The following is an 18,641-nucleotide window of genomic DNA, read 5'->3' on the forward strand; positions in this document are numbered from 1 at the left end:
AACAATAGCTAATGACAGCGCAATTTGAACACGTATCTGTTTTGATGGACGAAACCATTGATGCCCTAGCAATTAAGCCAGACGGCATATATATGGATGGCACATTTGGACGAGGCGGTCATTCAGGTCAAATACTTGCTCGTTTAGGCGACGCAGGACGCTTACAGGCAATAGACCAAGATCCACAGGCTATAAAGTCGGCTGAAAAATTTGCCGATGACTCCCGCTTTGCTATAGCACACACTCGATTTTCAAAATTATACGATGTAGCTGAGCAAAACGATCTCATTGGTAAAGTGGATGGCATTTTATTAGATATTGGTGTGTCATCTCCACAACTTGATGATGCTGAGCGCGGTTTTAGTTTTATGAAAGATGGCCCGCTTGATATGCGCATGGATCCAACAAGCGGCCGAAGTGCTGCTCAGTGGTTGGCAGAAGCTGAGTTAGATGATATCACCCACGTCATTAAAAAGTTGGGTGAAGAAAAGTTCGGCAAGCGTATTGCACATAAAATTTTAGAAACTCGCGAGCACACACCCATTACAACAACTAAGCAGCTTGCTGATTTAGTTGATGAAGCCGTACCAGTGAAAGATAAGTTTAAACACCCCGCAACGCGCACTTTTCAGGCTATTCGTATTTATATAAACAGCGAACTTGAAGAGATACAAACGGCGCTGCAATCGGCCGTAAAAGTATTAAAGCCGGGCGGTCGCTTAGTGGTCATTTCGTTTCATTCACTTGAAGATCGCATAGTAAAACAATTTATTAGAAAACAGAGTAAGGGAGAAGCATTACCCAGAGGTCTGCCTTTAACCGATGCACAAATAAATCAAAATCTGACGTTAAAAGCAGTGGGTAAAGCTATTAAACCAAGCACTGAAGAAGTAGCGCGCAATCCGCGTTCACGAAGCTCTGTACTTAGGATTGCTCAGAGGTTGGGATGAATACAAAAGCAAATCATCGTCAACCTCCCAATTTATTTTTCGAAATAATTAAAGGCCTTGGTGCTAATAAGCTCACCTTGGCCTTATTGGTTACGATATTTGTTTCTGGCTTTAGCGTAGTGCAAGTTACGCATTTAGCGCGCGGGCAATTAATTGAACAAGATAAATTACTGCAAGAACGAGATGAGCTTGATTTAGAGTGGCGATACTTACTAGTTGAGGAGGAGTTTTACTCTCAGCATGCGCGTATTGAAGAAGTGGCAACCTCGCAATTAAAAATGAAAAGACCGACGAGTCAGGATGAACAGGTAATTATAGTAAAATGAGAAATCGAGGCAAAAAACCAGTTAACAACTTAATCACATGGCGCTTTATGCTGGTGTGTTCGGTTGTGTTTTTGGTGTTTGTGACGCTAGTGTCTCGTGCCGCTTATTTACAAGTAATTGAACCTGATAAAGCACGTTCGGAAAGTGACAAACGTACAGTACGCGTTGAAAAACTTCATGTGCAACGTGGAATGATCTTTGACCGCAATGGCAAAGAGCTCGCGGTCAGTGTACCCGTTGTGAGTGTGTATGCTGACCCTAAGGCTTTACATAAATCACTGGTATCTAAAGTTGTTAGGCAAGCGCGAAAAAATGGTGAAGACAAACAAGCGTTGTTAGATAATGCAGTAGAGCTAAACAAACGCACCACACAGTATTACAAAAACGATTTACGTTGGCGCGAATTAGCTGATGTATTACGTATTGATCAGGCAAAAATTAATTCCCGACTTTTAAATGATCCGAGTCGTCGTTTTGTTTATTTAAAACGCCAAGTAACCCCTGCAGTAGCCGATTATATTGGTGGCTTGCGTCTTCCTGGTATTCATTTATTGGATGAGTCTAAGCGTTACTATCCGGCTGGCGAAGTGACCGCGCATATTATTGGTTTTACCAACATCGATGGTAAAGGCATTGAAGGCATTGAAAAGCTCTACGAAAACGCTTTAACCGGTGAAGAAGGTCGTCGAACTATAAGAAAAGACGCCCAAGGCCGTGAAGTGCAAGTGCTAGATGAACGAGAACGTGTAGAGCCCGAAAGTATTCAACTAAGTATTGATCAACGTATTCAGGCAATTGCCTATAAGGCTGTGAAGTCAGCGGTTTTATCTTATAAGGCTACATCGGGTTCAGCCATGGTGGTTGATGTTAAAACCGGTGAAGTATTAGCAATGGTTAATAGCCCGTCTTTTAATCCAAATAATCTAACCGATGCGGCTCCCCATAAACGCAGAAATCGCGCTATTACTGATTTGTTCGAACCGGGTTCAACCGTTAAGCCACTGGCCATTTTAGCTGGGCTAGACTACGGCGCAATTCAAGCCGATGAACAAATTGACACCTACCCAGGTTGGATGCGTTTAGGGGGAAGTTTAGTCCAAGATACGCGTAACCATGGTGAAATGTCACTACGAGAAATACTAAAATATTCGTCAAATATGGGGGTGACTAAGGTTACTCAGTTGGTTCCAAAAGACTACCTGGTGGGTTTATTCCAAAAGGTCGGGTTCGGATCTGACTCTGGCACGGGTATGGTAGGTGAAAGCAGTGGTTTATTTTACCCTAATCGTCGTTGGTCTGATCACGAAATTGCTGCATTGTCATTTGGTTACAATATTGCTGTTAGTACTGCGCAAATGGCTCGCTTCTATGCCATGTTAGGCGCGGGAGGTGTTAACAGACCGCTCACTGTACTAAAGCAAGATTCTATCCCTGAAGGGGATCGCGTTTTTCAACAGCAAGATGTTGAAGCGGTAGTAAACATGATGGAAAGCGTATTTGAAAGTGGTGGCACAGCACATAACGTTAAAGTTGATGGTTACCGTGCAGCGGGTAAAACGGGTACCTCTAAAAAAGCCGCAGTAGGTGGTTACGGTGATGAATATGTTGGTTATTTTGCAGGTGTTGCACCAGCAAGTAATCCACGTTTAGCTGTGGTAGTAATGATCAATGAACCTGGCGGTGATGTGTACTATGGAGGTGCCACTGCAGGCCCTGCATTTGCAGAAATCGTTTCTAACGCATTAAGAATATTAAACGTCGCACCCGACAAGGAAGAAGTTGCGTACGTAAAAGGTAAAAAGAACGATGCGTGATTTAAAAAGCATTTTAAAATACATAGAAATAGATGCACCATCGCAGCTTGTAAGTCATTTGCGATTAGATAGCCGAGACGTCAACCCAGGCGATGTATTTGTAGCAATAAAAGGCCATGAGCTAGATGGCGGGCAGTTTATAGCTAAAGCAATTGAAAAGGGTGCTGTCGCAGTTATTGCCGACAGACTGTGCGAGTTTGATGTTGCATTTGAGTCACTTTATTTAGTGTCTGAGCTTGATAAAAAGTTGGCTGAACTGGCTAGTCGTTTTTACGATAAACCGAGCCATAACCTTGATTTAATTGGTGTAACCGGTACAAACGGTAAATCGACTACCGCGGCTATGATTGCTCATTTAGCGCAGTATTGTAATACGCAGTCAGCAATTATTGGTACGCTTGGTTTTGGCCATCCAGATAATTTAACGCCGCTCATAAACACCACGCCTTCAGCAGTCGATTTACAACATATATTGAGCGACTTACATCAAGCAGATAAAAAGCTGGTGGCAATGGAAGTGTCGTCGCACGGACTTGTGCAGCACCGTGTTGCACAGTGCCAGTTTAAAGCTGCTGTATTTACTAACCTTTCTCGCGATCACTTAGATTACCACGGTGATATGGCGAGTTATGGTGATGCAAAACTCATGCTATTTCGTGATTTTGCCCCACAGCTTGTTGTACTAAACCAAGATGACAACCAAGCAGGGCAGTGGCTCGAAAAATACGATTTTAATAATTTAATTTGCTACGGACGAAAAAATTTAGCGCCTAAAAATGCACAGTATGTGTACTTTTCAGATGTTGATTATTCGGATGAAGGTATTTCGGCGCAATTATCTACAAGTTGGGGTGATATTAAGGTAAAATCGCCGCTGTTTGGTGAATTTAATCTTTATAACTTAACGGCTGCTTTGGCCACACTATTGGGTTTAGGTTATCCCCTTGAGCAACTTATTGCAGGTTGCCAACAACTTCAGCCAGTAGCAGGACGAATGCAAGCATTTAGTGTTGCGGGTAAACCAACTTGCGTAGTTGATTATGCGCATACGCCAGAAGCATTAGCTTTAGCACTACAAGCCTTGCAAAAACATGTGCCAGGTGGCGTGAGCTGTGTATTTGGCTGTGGTGGTGACAGGGACAAGGGGAAGCGCGTATTAATGGCCCAAGCTGCTGAAAAAAATGCTAACAAAGTGATTATTACCAGCGATAACCCACGCTCAGAAGATCCAAATGTGATTATTGCAGAGGTAGCTTCAGGTTTAGCTGCACCTCAAAGCGCTCATTTAGAAGCTGATAGAGCGTCAGCAATTAGTTATGCAATTAATAATGCAGCTTCTAATGAAGTGGTGTTAATTGCGGGAAAAGGCCACGAAGACTATCAAATTATAGGCGATGAACGCATTGACTTTTGCGATCGCCAGTTTGTACAAGAACAATTAATAAAAACAGATAGAGGGACTCAAGCATGATCCCGATGGATTTTGATTGGTTAGCCAATGTGTTAACAACCGATTATCAGGGTGATAATCAGCAAGTGCTCAACATAAATACAGATACTCGCACAGTATGCGAAGGTGAAGTGTTTTTAGCACTCAAAGGGCCAAATTTTGATGGCCATAAATTTATAGCTGAGGCAAAACAAAAAGGCGCGATAGGCGTTATTGTCGATCATAAAGTCGATGTTGATATTGCCCAGTTTATAGTGAATGACACGCGTATAGCATTAGGCGCTATTGGTACAGCGGTTATGGCGCAAGTAGCACCTAAAACAATCGCTATTACGGGCAGTGTGGGTAAAACCACAGTAAAAGAAATGTGCGCGGCTATTTTATCTGTGCATGGCGATGTGCTGGCAACCAAAGGTAATTTTAATAACGATATTGGCGTACCGCTAACGTTGTTGCGTTTAGAGCCACAACACCGTTTTGCAGTAATAGAGCTGGGTGCAAATCATTTAGGTGAAATTGCATACACAACGGCAATGGCTAAACCTGATGTAGCGGTAGTGTGTAATGTAGCACCAGCCCACTTAGAAGGTTTTGGTAGCTTGATGGGCGTGGCCAAAGCAAAAGGCGAAATTTTTGATGGCCTTAAAGAAAATGGCGTAGCCATAATTAATTGCGACAGTGAGTTTAGTCAATATTGGCTAGATAAACTTGAAGGGCGCAACATAAAGCGCTTTTCAACCTCTGAAAAACTCGATATTTGGGCTGAAGATATAAGCTTAGATGCTAATGCACGTGCAAGCTTTACGTTATGTACAAAACAAAAAAAGGTACCTGTTACTCTCGCATTACCAGGCAAACATAATATCAGCAATGCGCTTATTGCAGCTGCACTGACAAGCGAGCTTGATGTCACTTTAGATGAGATTGCTCATGCATTGGCGACGATGGACGATGTAAAAGGGCGCGTAAACTTAATAGAAGTGTCTGACATGCTCACCGTGGTTGATGATACTTACAATGCCAATGTTAAATCGGTTAAGGCTGCCATTGACTTACTGAGTGATATGCAAGGGCATCGTATTTTAGCGCTGGGTGATATGGGTGAGCTTGGTGAAGACGCACGTAAATACCATCAAGAAGTTGGCGAATATGCGCTTGAAAAAGGCATTAATGAGCTATTTACGCTAGGTGTGTTGAGTAAGTGTGCAAGCGATGTATTTGCACTTGCGAATCGTCACTTCTCAAACCGCGATCAGATGCAGCAACAAATTCAAGCCACAATTAATCAAGTAAATAAAAAAACGACCATCGTCGTGAAAGGATCACGCAGTTCTCGCATGGAATTATTAGTAACCGATTTAGTTAATGGCCAGCAACAAGCCATCAATGGAGTATCATAATGTTAGTTTGGCTGGCTGAGTATTTAACACAGTATTTTAGTGGTTTTAATGTTTTTTCGTATTTAACGCTGCGCGCTATTTTGGGGATTTTAACTGCGCTCATTATGTCTCTGTATTTAGGACCAAAGCTAATTCGTGGTTTGCAAAAAATGCAAATTGGGCAAACAGTACGCGATGATGGTCCACAATCACACTTATCAAAATCGGGTACGCCAACTATGGGTGGCCTGCTTATTTTAGCGGCAATTTTTACAAGTACCTTATTGTGGGCCGATCTCTCTAATAAGTATGTGTGGGCAACGTTATTTGTAATTGGCTCACTGGGAATTGTCGGCTTTATCGATGATTACCGAAAAGTTATCCGTAAAGATCCAAAAGGGCTTATAGCGAAATGGAAGTACTTTTGGCAGTCAGTAATTGCACTTGTGGTTGCAACTGCATTGTACTTTACAAGTACGCAAGCTGCAGAAACGTCTTTAGTTGTGCCGTTTTTTAAAGATGTTTTACCGCAGTTAGGCTTGTTTTACATTGTTATTACCTATTTTGCATTGGTTGGAACATCAAATGCTGTAAACCTGACTGATGGTCTAGATGGCCTCGCTATCGTACCGACTATTTTAGTTGCGGCGGCACTTGCCATAATTGCTTACTTAACCGGTAATATTAATTTTTCTGCTTACTTACATATTCCTCATTTGCCATTAGCCAGTGAGCTTGTGGTTGTGTGTACTGCCATTGTTGGTGCAGGGCTTGGATTTTTATGGTTTAACACCTACCCGGCGCAAGTATTTATGGGTGATGTAGGCTCATTAGCATTAGGTGGAGCGCTGGGGATTATTGCAGTGCTGGTTCGTCAAGAACTTCTACTGATTATCATGGGCGGTGTCTTTGTAATGGAGGCGTTGTCGGTGATTTTACAAGTGGGCTCGTATAAGTTACGAGGGCAACGAATTTTTAGAATGGCGCCTATCCATCATCATTACGAATTAAAAGGTTGGCCAGAGCCGCGCGTTATTGTGCGTTTTTGGATTATATCTATTGTGTTGGTTCTCGCAGGTCTTGCGACATTAAAGATAAGATAAATGCAATATTTAAACGAGATAAAGAATAAACAAATAACAGTGCTCGGACTCGGTGTAACCGGTCTGGGCATTGTGCGTTTTTTACTATCTCACGGTTTAACGCCAAAGGTTGTCGACAGTCGAGCAAATCCCCCGGGGATTGAATGGCTGAGCAGTCATGCTCCTAGTTTAAATACACACTTTGGCAGCTTAGATGCTGCTGGGCTTAATAGCAGTGATATGATTATTGTAAGCCCTGGGTTAAGCCTTAAAACGCCTGCCATTGCGAGTGCTATTAATTCGGGTGTTGAAGTAATAGGTGATGTTGAGCTATTTGCGCGCATTAATACTAAACCTGTAGTGGCAGTGACTGGCTCAAATGGTAAATCAACCGTAGTGACTTTAGCCTATGACGTGTTAAAAGCGGCTGGCTTTAATGTGGCACTTGGCGGCAATATTGGTACCGCAGTACTTGATTTACTCAATGACGACTTTGATGTTTATGTGCTTGAGCTTTCGAGCTTTCAATTAGATACCACAACAAGCTTAAAATCGGTGAGTGCAACGGTGTTAAATGTATCTGAAGATCATTTAGATCGTTACGATAGCTACCAAGCATATATAGATTCAAAGCTGTCTATTTACAACGGTACACAATGTCTTGTTGTTAATGAAGATGACAAACAAACGCATCCGTCCAGTAGCAGTGCTACGGCTAAAATTGGTTTTGGTACTCAACAGGGTGAATATTATTTAGGGCAGCATAATAGCAGTACGTATTTTTTCGCTAACAATGAAGCGTTTTTACCTGTTGATACACTGGCTGTTGTAGGTAAGCACAATTATTTAAATACGCTTGCGGTTATGGCGTTACTAAGCCCCTTTAATATTAGTAAAGAGGCTTATAAAAAGGCACTAAATGAGTTTAGCGGATTGGCTCATCGCTGCCAATTTGTTACTCAGCAACATGGCGTTAAATACTTTAACGATTCAAAGGCAACAAATGTAGGCGCTACCATAGCAGCCATAGACAGTTTGGCCACAGAAACTCAAAACTTAATTGTGATAGCGGGAGGCGATGCAAAAGGCGCTGATTTAAACCCGCTTAAACCTTACTTACAAAAGCATGTAAAAGCGCTGATCTGTTTTGGTAAAGATGCCAAAAAGCTAGTGGCTCTGAGCAGCAAAAGCCATTTAACAAATAACATGAGTGAGGCGGTTAATTTAGCTAAGCAGCTTAGTTCGCCGGGTAATGTAGTTTTATTAGCGCCAGCATGTGCAAGCATTGATATGTATAACAATTATATGCAACGTGGTGATGACTTTGTTAAGTGTGTTTTGGCGGATAACATATGATTGCGCTTGGACAAATAAAAGACACATTAACACCAAAACCCTCGCCGCAGCTTTACGATGTGCCTTTGCTTTATTCAATGCTAATGCTAATTGGTGTTGGCTTTATTATGGTGATGAGTGCGTCTATGCCAACGGCAGAACGCCTTTTTGATAACTCACATCATATTGCTATTCGTCACGGGATGTTTTTGGCCGTTGCGTTTGTACTTTTTTGGATCACGGTTTGTGTGCCAATGGATTGGTGGAAACGCTCAAATGCATACTTATTGATACTGGGCATGGTATTGCTCATTGCTGTATTAATTATTGGCCGAGAGGTTAATGGTGCCAAGCGGTGGATCCCAATTGGACCCATTGGTTTTCAGGTGGCTGAAGCCGCTAAATTGTACTTTTTTAGTTACATAGCGGGTTACTTGGTCCGAAAGCGTGAAGAAGTACAAGAGAACATTAAAGGCTTTGCAAAACCTATTGCAGTGTTTGCCGTGTATGCATTGCTTATTTTGTTGCAGCCTGATTTAGGCACCGTAGTTGTTATGTTTGTAACAACAGTTGGCTTATTGTTTTTAGCGGGCGCAAAACTATGGCAGTTTTTTGTCCTTATTTTAACCGGGATTGGCTTGGTTGTTTTGTTGATTATTGTTGAGCCTTATCGTATGGCGCGTGTTGTTGGCTTTTTAGACCCTTGGGATGACCCATTCGGGAAAGGGTACCAGCTCGTTCAATCATTAATGGCATACAGCCAAGGTGGATGGTTTGGCCAAGGGTTAGGTAATAGCGTGCAAAAGTTGCAATACCTTCCTGAAGCACACAATGATTTTATTTTTGCGGTTATTGGCGAAGAGCTTGGTTTAGTTGGCGTGGTAAGCATTTTAATGGTGCTCGCCACTTTAGTATTTAGAGCACTATTAATTGGCCAGCAAGCCTTAAAGTGCGGTAAAGAATACGAAGGCTACTTTGCCTTTGCAATAGGTATTTGGTTTGCGTTTCAAACCATGGTGAATGTAGGGGCAAGTGCGGGGATTTTACCAACTAAAGGTCTTACATTACCGTTTATTTCTTATGGTGGTTCTAGTTTGATGATTATGACCATAGCAACCGGAATATTATTACGCGTTGATTTTGAAACTAAAATGGCAACTAAACAAGCGACCTCAGGCGGAGGTAAACGATGAGTAAAAAGTGTGTTGTAGTCGCTGGTGGAACTGGCGGGCATATATTTCCAGGTATTGCAGTTGCTGATTACTTAAAAGCGCAGGGGTGGCAAGTTACTTGGATTGGCACACCCGATAGAATGGAAGCAAGCGTTGTTCCTAAGCACAATATTGAAATTGATTTTATTAATGTAAAAGGTGTTCGTGGCAACGGATTAAAACGCCTTGTTAAAGCGCCATTCATGGTCATTAATGCAATATTGCAAGCGCGTAAGGTATTGAAAAATCAACGTCCAGATGTTGTTCTTGCCATGGGAGGATACGTAACTGGACCAACAGGTATTGCTGCAAAAAGTTTAGGTATTCCGTTAGTTATTCATGAACAGAATGCGGTTGCTGGAATGAGCAACCGATGGCTTTCACGATTTGCTAATCGCGTTTTAGCGGCTTTTCCAAGCGCTTTTGATGCAGGACAAGCTGAACTTGTCGGCAATCCAGTTCGTCAAAGTGTAATAGACATAGCGACGCGTGATGTTTCAACACCGGTTAATATGTTGGTTGTCGGAGGGTCGTTAGGGGCTCAGGTACTAAACCAAACACTTCCAAGTGCATTTAAAGCGCTTAACAAAACTAGTGCAATAAATGTATGGCACCAGACAGGTAAAGGACATTTAAACAACGTTGAGCAAACATACAAAACGCACATGTTCGAAAGCGATAATGTAAAAGTTGCGGAATTTATTGATGACATGGATGCAGCGTATGCTTGGGCTGATATTGTTATCTGCCGAGCTGGTGCGCTAACGGTAAGTGAAATTGCAGCAGCGGGAAAAATGGCTGTGTTTGTGCCGTTTCCTCATGCAGTTGACGACCATCAAACGGCTAACGCCCAATATTTGGTTGAGGCAGATGGAGCGTTACTCATGCAGCAAAGTGTATTTAATGAGCAATCGATTGTTGCGCTATTAACCCCTTACTTAGTAAACCCTAGTTTAATTAATAAAATGGCTAATAACGCAAAAAAACAAGCCATTTTAGATGCCACAGCAAGCGTAGCCGCGCACTGTGAGCAAGTATCAAATAAGAGAGCGTAAGTGAAAGAAGCATCAGTACAAAACAAAAGTATACGACCTGCAATGCGTCGAATAGAAACCATCCACTTTATTGGTATTGGTGGAGCGGGTATGGGCGGTATTGCCGAAGTGCTCGCTTTTGAAGGTTACCGTATTACAGGGTCTGATATTGCGCATAGTGCGATGACAGATCGCTTGATTAAAGCGGGTGCAGAAGTATTCATAGGTCATCACGAAAATAACGTAAAAGATGCCAATGTGGTGGTAGTTTCAAGTGCTATTGACGAAACTAACCCTGAAATAATTGCCGCAAAAGCTGCAAGAATTCCTGTTGTACGTCGTGCTGAAATGCTAGCTGAATTAATGCGTTTTCGCCATGGTATAGCCATTGCAGGTACACATGGTAAAACCACAACAACAAGTTTAATTGCCAGTATTTATGCACAAGCTGGGCTCGATCCAACCTTCATTATTGGTGGTTTATTAAATAGTGCAGGCAGTAACGCTAAAGTGGGTAAAAGCGATTTTTTAATTGCAGAAGCTGATGAGAGTGATGCGTCGTTTTTACATTTACAACCTATGGTATCGGTGATCACCAATATTGAAGAAGATCACATGGATACATACGGTGGCAGCCTTGAAAAAATGAAAGACACTTATGTCGATTTTATACATAACCTGCCATTTTATGGTCTGGCTGTTGTGTGTATCGACTCTGAGGTAGCCGCCGAACTAATTCCTCGTTTTGGGCGTCCTATTATTACGTATGGCGAGTCGTCAACGGCTGATTATCGTATGAGTGATTTTAGCCAGTCAGCTAATACGTGTACGTTTACGGTAACCAATAAACAAGGTGAGTGTTTAACGGCAACGCTAAATATGCCAGGTAAACATAACGCATTAAATGCAACTGCAGCGATTGCAGTAGCAAAAGATCAAAATATTGCTAACCAAGCAATTTTAGAAGCATTACAAAAGTTTGAAGGTATTGGCCGTCGTTTTCAACACTACGGCGAATTTGAAAACGAACGCGGCAATATAATGTTAGTGGATGATTACGGTCATCACCCTTCAGAGGTTGCAGCCACTATTGCAGCAGTACGCGAGGGGTGGCCCGATAAACGCTTAGTAATGATTTATCAGCCGCATCGTTATAGTCGTACTCGTGATTTATATGAAGACTTTGTAAAAGTACTTGCCGATGTAGATCAGCTTTTATTATTAGATGTTTATGGCGCAGGCGAAGAGCCTATAGTGGGCGCTGATAGTAAAAGTTTATGCCGAAGCCTTCGTCAACGTGGCAAAGAGCCATTGCATGTAGCATCAAGTAAAGAGCTTGCGGGTGTATTAGCAGATAATTTGCAAAATAATGACTTAGTATTGACCCAAGGTGCGGGTAATATAGGTCAGTTAGTAAAAACGTTAGCAGCAACAGGCATGTCGATAGAAAAATTAAAACAAGGTGAAGTATGACCCAAGTAAATGCACAATTTGGTAAAGTAGCGGTAATGCTTGGTGGTAACTCAGCAGAGCGTGAAGTGTCATTAAAGTCGGGTCAGGCTGTTTTTAATGCATTACAAAATTGCGGTGTAGATGCGATTGCATTCGATCCTCAAAATCGGTCGTTGTGGGAACTCAAAGAGTTAAATGTAGATCGTGTTTTTATTGCACTACATGGCCGAGGTGGTGAGGACGGAACTGTTCAAGGTGCATTAGAGTTTATGAACTTACCTTACACCGGCAGTAACGTACTGGGTTCAGCGCTTGCAATGGATAAAATTCGTTGTAAGCACTTGTTTAAATCAGCCGGTTTAAGCACCGCACCTTATGCCGTTGTGGATGCTAAAAAAGGTTTTGATGCACACGCTATCATGGCTGAATTTAAAAAAGTGATGGTTAAGCCTTCTCATGAAGGGTCGAGCATTGGTATGGCACAAGCAACTACTGCGCAAGAACTCGAAGATGCATTAATCAATGCATTTAAGTTTGATAGCCAAGTGTTGGTTGAGCAGTGGATAACGGGTCGTGAATTTACAGTGACTGTTTTAGGTGATGAGGTACAGCCCGTAATTGAAATGACAACGCCAAATGGCTTTTACGATTATCAGGCAAAGTATCAATCAAATACTACGCAGTATCATTGCCCAGCCAATTTATCGGCGCACGATACGCAGCAATTACAGGCTATGTCGTTAGAAGCGTTTGACTTAGTTGGCGCAAGCGGTTGGGGCCGCGTAGATGCAATGCAAGATGAGCAAGGCAACTTTTATTTATTAGAGGTTAATACTGTACCCGGAATGACAGAAAAATCATTAGTGCCTATGGCAGCTAAAGCAAATGGGGCAAGTTTTGAGCAATTAGTTGTTCGCATTTTGGAGCAAACGCTTTAATATGCATCCCCTTTTAGAAAAAGCTCATAAAATCAAACAGAACCTAAATTGGTCGCTGATTTTTGGCGTGAGCTTTTTTTTAGTTGTTATTATTGGCTTAGTGCAAATTACAACGGGTGTATCTGATTGGTTAGTAAAAAATAAAGATGCACAAATAAAGCACTTAACGGTGCAAGGGCATCCTAAATACACAGATGAAACCGCAATAATAACAGCAATAAAAAAAGCGGATTTAAGTAGTTTTTTTGAGCTTGATGTAAAACATGTACAACAGCTAGTGCAAAATCTACCTTGGGTGGCCACTGTATCGGTGCGAAAACAATGGCCTGATACGATTCAGGTTTACGTTGTTGAACACGAGGCGGTTGCGCATTGGAATAGTGACTTGTTAATTAATAACAACGGTGAGGCTTTTCAAGCTCGCAGCGATAAGTTAAGTAAAGATTTACCTCAGTTATTTGGCCCAGAAGGGAGCGAACAAGAAGCATGGATTGCCTTTAAGCAGTTTGACGAAATGCTTAAAGTAAACGCGTTAACGCTTAAAAGTTTAGCGTTATCAGAGCGTTTTTCTTGGCAGCTTTGGCTTGATAGCGGGGTGCGCTTAAATTTAGGACGTAGGGATAAAGCCAAGCGTGTGCAACGTTTTATAGACGTTTACCCACGTATGAAATATCCAGAAAAAGCACAAATAGATGCAGTCGATTTACGGTATGATACCGGCCTTGCAGTGAGCTTTAAGCCAGTGCAAGAAGAACAATTACAAAATAAGAGTAAGGCATGACTAAGTCAGCAGAAAGAAACCTCGTGATTGGATTAGACGTTGGTACCTCGAAAGTGGTAGCCACGGTAGGTGAAATCACCGCAGATAACAAGCTCAGCATTGTTGGTGTGGGCAGCCAAGTATCCCATGGTATGGATAAAGGTGGCGTTAACGATTTAAACTTAGTGTCTGAGTCGATTCGCCGCGCTATAGATGAAGCCGAATTAATGGCAGATTGTCGAATTAGTTCAGTGTACTTGGGGATTTCTGGTAAACATATTCAATGCCAGAACGAAAGCGGTGTCGTTGCTATTAATAATACTGAAGTAACAGACGAAGATATTGAAAATGTGATTCACATTGCGCGTTCTGTGCCTATTTCAGCTGAACGTAAAATGTTACATGCATTACCGCAAGAGTACAGCATAGACATGCAAGAAGGGATTAAAAACCCACTAGGCATGAGCGGTGTGCGTATGGAGGCACGAGCTCACATTATTACCTGCTCTAACGACATGGCTAAAAACATAGAAAAATGTGTTGAGCGTTGCGGCCTTGAAGTCGACCAATTGATATTTACAGCATTGGCTTCTTGTTATTCAGTTCTCACAGATGATGAAAAAGAGCTTGGAGTCGCTGTACTCGATATTGGTGGTGGTACAATGGACATCACTATTTATATCAACGGTGCGCTGCGCCATTCAGCAGTAATCCCTGTGGCGGGTAATCAGGTAACGGGTGATATTGCAAAAATATTTCGTACACCTATATCGCATGCAGAGTCACTCAAAGTACAATACGCATGTGCAAGCAGCCAATTGGCAAGCAGTGAAGACACTATTGAAGTGCCAAGTGTAGGCGGGCGCCCTGCAAGATTAATGTCACGTCATACATTATCAGAGGTGGTAGAACCTCGTTTCAGAGAATTATTTGAACTTGCGATGGAAGAAATTCGTCGTTCAGGTTTAGAAGACCAAATTGCGGCAGGTCTCGTTATAACAGGCGGAACTGCCAAAATGACTGGTGCAATGGAAGTGGCGGAAGACATTTTTCAAATGCCAGTAAGAATAGGTAAACCAATCGGGATGGTTGGTTTAACAGACTACGTAGACGATCCTTCGTACGCAACCGCTGTTGGTTTGTTACAATACGGGCGCACCATGCAATCGATGAATGCACAAAAGTCGAAAGCAGAGGATAACAATAATTGGTGGAACCGCATTACTAAATGGTTTCAAGGCGAGTTTTAAGACTCAAGTCGGAGAGTGAACATGTTTGATATAATGGAACAACACAGCGAAGAAGCTGTAATAAAAGTAATTGGCGTGGGCGGCGGCGGCGGTAACGCTGTTGAGCACATGGTAAAACAGCAAATCGAAGGCGTGCGCTTTATTGCCGCTAATACAGATGCGCAAGCATTACGAAATTCTGCTGCTGATGTAACAGTTCAATTAGGCACACAAATAACCTCTGGGTTAGGTGCGGGTGCAAACCCTGAAGTAGGCCGCGAATCGGCTGAAGAAGATGCAGAGACTATTCGTGCAAGCCTTGAAGGTGCCGACATGGTATTTATCGCAGCGGGCATGGGCGGCGGTACAGGTACAGGGGCTGCGCCTGTGGTTGCTAAAATTGCTAAAGAGCTGGGTATTTTAACTGTTGCGGTAGTGACGCGTCCTTTCGACTTTGAAGGTAAGAAGCGTGCAGCGGCAGCTGAACAAGGTATCAGCGAGTTGTCAGAAATTGTAGACTCGCTTATTACAATTCCGAACAATAAATTACTTAAAGTTTTAGGCAAAGGCACTACACTTCTAGATGCATTTGCTAAAGCTAATGACGTATTATTTGGTGCGGTACAAGGTATTGCAGAACTCATTACGCGCTCTGGTTTAATTAACGTGGATTTCGCTGACGTACGAACTGTTATGTCTGCTATGGGTACTGCTATGATGGGTACTGCATCTGCGTCGGGTCCTGATCGTGCACAAGAAGCCGCAGAAGCTGCTATTTCAAGCCCATTATTAGAAGACGTTGATTTAACAGGTGCCAAAGGTATCTTAGTTAATATCACCGCGGGTATGGATATTGCGATTGAAGAATTCGAAATAGTCGGTAACCACGTTAAAGCACTTGCCTCTGAGAACGCAACGGTTGTTGTGGGTGCGGTAATTGATCCTGAAATGAGCGACGAGTTACGTGTAACTGTAGTTGCAACGGGTTTAGGCGGCGATCGTCGTCCACAGTTTGGTATTGTTGATAACGGTTTTAAAAAGGCTTCGGGTTCTGATGTTGCAAACACGTCTAACCAAGCAAGCAGCATGTATGTGCCTAGCTTTGCAAGCCAAGACAGCACCGATGAAAGTGCAGCTAAAGCACAAACTGAAAGCGCAGAAAAAACGAGTTCAGCAAGTTCTAGCAATACAGCAAGCTCGTCGTCGCAAACGAGTAAAAAAGCGGATAAATCAGAGGGTGGTGATTACTTTGACATCCCTGCATTTTTACGCAAACAAGCAGACTAATAAAAAACGTTATTTTGCTGGTAAATTGAGCGAATATTGTAAGGCGCGCGTATATATGTTACTATCCGCCGTCTAACTGTAATAAATTTAAGTGAGCGAACCTATGATTAAACAGCGTACGATTGCAGAAGTAGTCAAAGCCATAGGAATTGGACTTCATAAAGGTGAGAAGGTCACAATAACTCTCCGACCTGCGAGCGCAAATACTGGGATTGTATTTCGTCGTGTCGACCTTGATCCGGTTGTTGAATTTGAAACAACACCTGAAGCCGTTGGCGATACGCAGTTGTGTACCTGTTTAATTAACAAAGATGGCGTTCGTTTATCAACTACTGAGCACCTAATTGCTGCAGTTGCAGCAATGGGGATTGATAACCTAATTGTAGAATTAGACAGCTCAGAAGTGCCAATTATGGATGGTAGTGCATTACCATTCATTTATTTATTACAAAAAGGCGGCATTGAAGAGCAAAATGCCGCTAAACGCTTTATTCGTATTAAAGAAAAAGTACGTATTGAAGAAGGTGACAAATGGGCCGAAGTAGAACCGTACGACGGTTTTCACATCGACTTTGAAATCGCTTTTGATCACCCGGCTATTAACGAAAGTCGTCAGCGTGTTGGTTTAGACATCACCGCTCAAAGCTTTACTGAAGAAATTAGCCGTGCTCGTACCTTTGGTTTTATGAAAGATATTGAATACATGCATGCTAATAACCTTGCTTTAGGTGGCAGCATGGACAGCGCAGTAGTACTTGACGAGTTTAAAGTACTAAACCCAAATGGTTTACGCTACAGCGATGAGTTCGTTAAGCACAAAATACTAGACTGTGTTGGTGACATGTTTATGACAGGCCATAATATTCTAGGTAAGGTGACTGCGTTTAAGTCGGGTCACGATTTAAACAATAAGTTGCTTCGTAAAGTAATGGCAACCGAGTCAGCGTGGGAGTGGGCAACATTTGAAACGCCTGTAACGATGCCTGCACCCGGTCTTGAGTTAGCAACAGCCTAACCAAGTATCTTAAAGTACACACTTAAAACAGTTACAAAAATGACGCTTATTAGCGTCATTTTTTTTGCTATGTATCTATTCTTTTAAAATAGTAAGTTTTAAAAATTAAATACCTAAAATAGCTTGTAGCTGTTCTAATTTGGTTATTGTGTAAGTGGGGGTTATTCCTTCAGGTAATTGTTCACCAGGGTGTTGCAACCAACATGTATCTATACCTACATTATTACCGCCAAGTATGTCACTTGATGCGGTATCACCCACCATTAATATTTGACTCTTATTTGGGTTACCCATCAGTTCGAATGTATGTTCAAAAATAGCTTTGTTAGGTTTTGCTATACCTACAAGCTCAGAAATAACTAACCATTCAAACATATCTTTTAAACCAGTATGCTCTAAACGTACTGTTTGTAGGCGAGCAAAGCCATTAGTAATGATGCCTAACCTAGCATGAGGTTTTAATTTATTAAGCAACTCTATAGCGCCTGGTAATGGCTCACAAATTTGCGCCATTGCATCTAAAAATGCATCGTTCAACTCTTTAGCGGGTACATTTAATTTTGCTGACCATTCGTTAAAGCGGGTTACCTGCAAGTAATCAGCGCTAATAACGCCATTTTGATAATCAACCCACAGTTGTTTATTGGTTTTCTGGTAGTGAACGTAGTCGTCTTGCGTAAAGTTAACGCCGTATTTTTTAAACATACGGGTCATACCGGCTAATATATCAAACCTAAATAAAGTTTCGTCTGCATCAAACAACACGTAGCTGTATTTCATTCAATTTCCTGTATTTTATTTGCGATATAGGTCGCTATGTAAAAAGGGTGCCATGGCCAAGGTTAGTGCTTGGGTATAGGTACTTTCGCGTGTTGCATGGTTATTTGTAAGCAGGCCAATGGCGCCGCCTTTTTGTTTTATATTTGTGGTGTTAAATGCTTTATCCATTACATCGCCAAGCTCTTCGCCATTAAGTAATGCTTTAAAAAGTATATTGGGTAATGGAAGATTACTGCTTCGCCCTACAACCTGTTCTGTGGCGTTATCAATAACAACATAGGCAAAGGTCGCTGCACCATAGCTAAATTGCTCTGCACCGCCTTCCATTGCCACGTAGTAATCGGCTTGATGGTGCTTTTTACAATAGTTAACACGGTTTTGCGCGCCAATACGTGTTTCATCTTCACCAATAGGTTGATCTGGCACGTTTGAAGGAGCGTTAACACCTAGGCAATCAATGGTGTTATTTGGAAAGTACATAGTAAAAATATGCTTTGCTGCATTTATTTTTACTGGATTTTTAGATCCAACTATAACTTTTAACAATGATGACATGCTGATCTCGTATTGAGTAAAATCAGCAGTGTACGTGACTTCTG

17 protein-coding genes are annotated in these 18,641 nt (G+C 42.1%); 15 read left to right on the plus strand and 2 right to left on the minus strand.

The window, feature by feature from the left end; genetic code table 11:
* Window positions 1-11: 11 nt before the first annotated feature.
* From rsmH to lpxC, 15 genes are all read left to right on the plus strand, one after another.
* Window positions 12-950 carry a 16S rRNA (cytosine(1402)-N(4))-methyltransferase RsmH gene (gene rsmH, locus MTP24_RS02835; protein WP_010555681.1) on the plus strand — a complete coding sequence of 313 codons (939 nt, stop codon included), beginning with the start codon at window positions 12-14 and terminating at the stop codon, window positions 948-950.
* Window positions 947-1,276 (plus strand): cell division protein FtsL, encoded by a 330-nt coding sequence (ftsL, locus tag MTP24_RS02840; protein WP_006792138.1) that lies wholly within the window; start codon window positions 947-949, stop codon window positions 1,274-1,276. The genes rsmH and ftsL overlap by 4 nt, the downstream gene beginning before the upstream one ends.
* Window positions 1,273-3,090, plus strand: a complete 1,818-nt coding sequence (locus tag MTP24_RS02845) for a peptidoglycan glycosyltransferase FtsI (RefSeq protein WP_008126791.1) — start codon at window positions 1,273-1,275, stop codon at window positions 3,088-3,090. Before ftsL ends, MTP24_RS02845 begins: the two co-directional genes overlap by 4 nt.
* Window positions 3,083-4,561, plus strand: coding sequence for a UDP-N-acetylmuramoyl-L-alanyl-D-glutamate--2,6-diaminopimelate ligase (gene murE, locus MTP24_RS02850; RefSeq protein ID WP_243532683.1), 1,479 nt, complete (start codon window positions 3,083-3,085; stop codon window positions 4,559-4,561). Before MTP24_RS02845 ends, murE begins: the two co-directional genes overlap by 8 nt.
* Window positions 4,558-5,940, plus strand: a complete 1,383-nt coding sequence (murF, locus tag MTP24_RS02855) for a UDP-N-acetylmuramoyl-tripeptide--D-alanyl-D-alanine ligase (protein ID WP_243532685.1) — start codon at window positions 4,558-4,560, stop codon at window positions 5,938-5,940. The genes murE and murF overlap by 4 nt, the downstream gene beginning before the upstream one ends.
* Complete coding sequence (mraY, locus tag MTP24_RS02860; protein WP_006792142.1) at window positions 5,940-7,022, plus strand: phospho-N-acetylmuramoyl-pentapeptide-transferase; 1,083 nt, start codon at window positions 5,940-5,942, stop codon at window positions 7,020-7,022. The genes murF and mraY overlap by 1 nt, the downstream gene beginning before the upstream one ends.
* Window positions 7,023-8,357 carry a UDP-N-acetylmuramoyl-L-alanine--D-glutamate ligase gene (gene murD / locus MTP24_RS02865; RefSeq protein WP_243532687.1) on the plus strand — a complete coding sequence of 445 codons (1,335 nt, stop codon included), beginning with the start codon at window positions 7,023-7,025 and terminating at the stop codon, window positions 8,355-8,357.
* Window positions 8,354-9,529: a cell division protein FtsW gene (gene ftsW, locus MTP24_RS02870; RefSeq protein WP_243532690.1), complete on the plus strand. Its 1,176-nt coding sequence runs from the start codon at window positions 8,354-8,356 to the stop codon at window positions 9,527-9,529. Before murD ends, ftsW begins: the two co-directional genes overlap by 4 nt.
* A complete protein-coding gene (gene murG, locus MTP24_RS02875; protein WP_039036385.1) occupies window positions 9,526-10,602 on the plus strand; it encodes an undecaprenyldiphospho-muramoylpentapeptide beta-N-acetylglucosaminyltransferase in 1,077 nt (358 codons plus the stop codon). The genes ftsW and murG overlap by 4 nt, the downstream gene beginning before the upstream one ends.
* On the plus strand, window positions 10,603-12,054 hold the full coding sequence (gene murC, locus MTP24_RS02880; protein ID WP_138740413.1) for a UDP-N-acetylmuramate--L-alanine ligase: 1,452 nt from the start codon (window positions 10,603-10,605) through the stop codon (window positions 12,052-12,054).
* Window positions 12,051-12,971, plus strand: a complete 921-nt coding sequence (locus MTP24_RS02885) for a D-alanine--D-alanine ligase (RefSeq protein ID WP_010555686.1) — start codon at window positions 12,051-12,053, stop codon at window positions 12,969-12,971. Before murC ends, MTP24_RS02885 begins: the two co-directional genes overlap by 4 nt.
* A 1-nt stretch (window position 12,972) precedes the next feature.
* Entirely contained in the window at window positions 12,973-13,752 is a 780-nt protein-coding gene (locus MTP24_RS02890) for a cell division protein FtsQ/DivIB (protein WP_243532692.1), read from the plus strand.
* Window positions 13,749-14,981: a cell division protein FtsA gene (ftsA, locus tag MTP24_RS02895; RefSeq protein ID WP_010555687.1), complete on the plus strand. Its 1,233-nt coding sequence runs from the start codon at window positions 13,749-13,751 to the stop codon at window positions 14,979-14,981. Before MTP24_RS02890 ends, ftsA begins: the two co-directional genes overlap by 4 nt.
* A gap of 21 nt (window positions 14,982-15,002) precedes the next feature.
* Window positions 15,003-16,247 carry a cell division protein FtsZ gene (gene ftsZ, locus MTP24_RS02900; protein ID WP_243532694.1) on the plus strand — a complete coding sequence of 415 codons (1,245 nt, stop codon included), beginning with the start codon at window positions 15,003-15,005 and terminating at the stop codon, window positions 16,245-16,247.
* A 103-nt stretch (window positions 16,248-16,350) separates the two neighbouring features.
* Window positions 16,351-17,262 carry a UDP-3-O-acyl-N-acetylglucosamine deacetylase gene (gene lpxC / locus MTP24_RS02905; protein WP_008126813.1) on the plus strand — a complete coding sequence of 304 codons (912 nt, stop codon included), beginning with the start codon at window positions 16,351-16,353 and terminating at the stop codon, window positions 17,260-17,262.
* A 105-nt stretch (window positions 17,263-17,367) separates the two neighbouring features.
* On the opposite strand, the gene yjjG is transcribed toward lpxC, so the two are convergent.
* Together yjjG and yjjX are read right to left on the minus strand one after the other, a co-directional pair.
* Complete coding sequence (gene yjjG / locus MTP24_RS02910; RefSeq protein ID WP_243532697.1) at window positions 17,368-18,042, minus strand: pyrimidine 5'-nucleotidase; 675 nt, start codon at window positions 18,040-18,042, stop codon at window positions 17,368-17,370.
* 15 nt (window positions 18,043-18,057) lie between these two features.
* Complete coding sequence (gene yjjX, locus MTP24_RS02915) at window positions 18,058-18,597, minus strand: inosine/xanthosine triphosphatase (protein WP_006794075.1); 540 nt, start codon at window positions 18,595-18,597, stop codon at window positions 18,058-18,060.
* Between the last annotated feature and the right edge of the window lie 44 nt (window positions 18,598-18,641).

The sequence above is a fragment of the Pseudoalteromonas sp. APM04 genome (assembly GCF_022809815.1).
In the GTDB taxonomy this organism is placed as follows: Bacteria; Pseudomonadota; Gammaproteobacteria; order Enterobacterales; family Alteromonadaceae; genus Pseudoalteromonas; species Pseudoalteromonas marina.

What these genes read in the sequence shown, in the direction of transcription:
- murG (WP_039036385.1), top strand. Translation starts at nt 9,526, where the DNA reads ATGAGTAAAAAGTGTGTTGTAGTCGCTGGTGGAACTGGCGGGCATATA.
- murF (WP_243532685.1), top strand. Translation starts at nt 4,558, where the DNA reads ATGATCCCGATGGATTTTGATTGGTTAGCCAATGTGTTAACAACCGAT.
- yjjX (WP_006794075.1), bottom strand. Translation starts at nt 18,597, where the DNA reads ATGTCATCATTGTTAAAAGTTATAGTTGGATCTAAAAATCCAGTAAAA.
- murE (WP_243532683.1), top strand. Translation starts at nt 3,083, where the DNA reads ATGCGTGATTTAAAAAGCATTTTAAAATACATAGAAATAGATGCACCA.
- mraY (WP_006792142.1), top strand. Translation starts at nt 5,940, where the DNA reads ATGTTAGTTTGGCTGGCTGAGTATTTAACACAGTATTTTAGTGGTTTT.
- ftsL (WP_006792138.1), top strand. Translation starts at nt 947, where the DNA reads ATGAATACAAAAGCAAATCATCGTCAACCTCCCAATTTATTTTTCGAA.
- yjjG (WP_243532697.1), bottom strand. Translation starts at nt 18,042, where the DNA reads ATGAAATACAGCTACGTGTTGTTTGATGCAGACGAAACTTTATTTAGG.
- MTP24_RS02885 (WP_010555686.1), top strand. Translation starts at nt 12,051, where the DNA reads ATGACCCAAGTAAATGCACAATTTGGTAAAGTAGCGGTAATGCTTGGT.
- murD (WP_243532687.1), top strand. Translation starts at nt 7,023, where the DNA reads ATGCAATATTTAAACGAGATAAAGAATAAACAAATAACAGTGCTCGGA.
- MTP24_RS02890 (WP_243532692.1), top strand. Translation starts at nt 12,973, where the DNA reads ATGCATCCCCTTTTAGAAAAAGCTCATAAAATCAAACAGAACCTAAAT.
- MTP24_RS02845 (WP_008126791.1), top strand. Translation starts at nt 1,273, where the DNA reads ATGAGAAATCGAGGCAAAAAACCAGTTAACAACTTAATCACATGGCGC.
- ftsZ (WP_243532694.1), top strand. Translation starts at nt 15,003, where the DNA reads ATGTTTGATATAATGGAACAACACAGCGAAGAAGCTGTAATAAAAGTA.
- ftsW (WP_243532690.1), top strand. Translation starts at nt 8,354, where the DNA reads ATGATTGCGCTTGGACAAATAAAAGACACATTAACACCAAAACCCTCG.
- ftsA (WP_010555687.1), top strand. Translation starts at nt 13,749, where the DNA reads ATGACTAAGTCAGCAGAAAGAAACCTCGTGATTGGATTAGACGTTGGT.
- lpxC (WP_008126813.1), top strand. Translation starts at nt 16,351, where the DNA reads ATGATTAAACAGCGTACGATTGCAGAAGTAGTCAAAGCCATAGGAATT.
- rsmH (WP_010555681.1), top strand. Translation starts at nt 12, where the DNA reads ATGACAGCGCAATTTGAACACGTATCTGTTTTGATGGACGAAACCATT.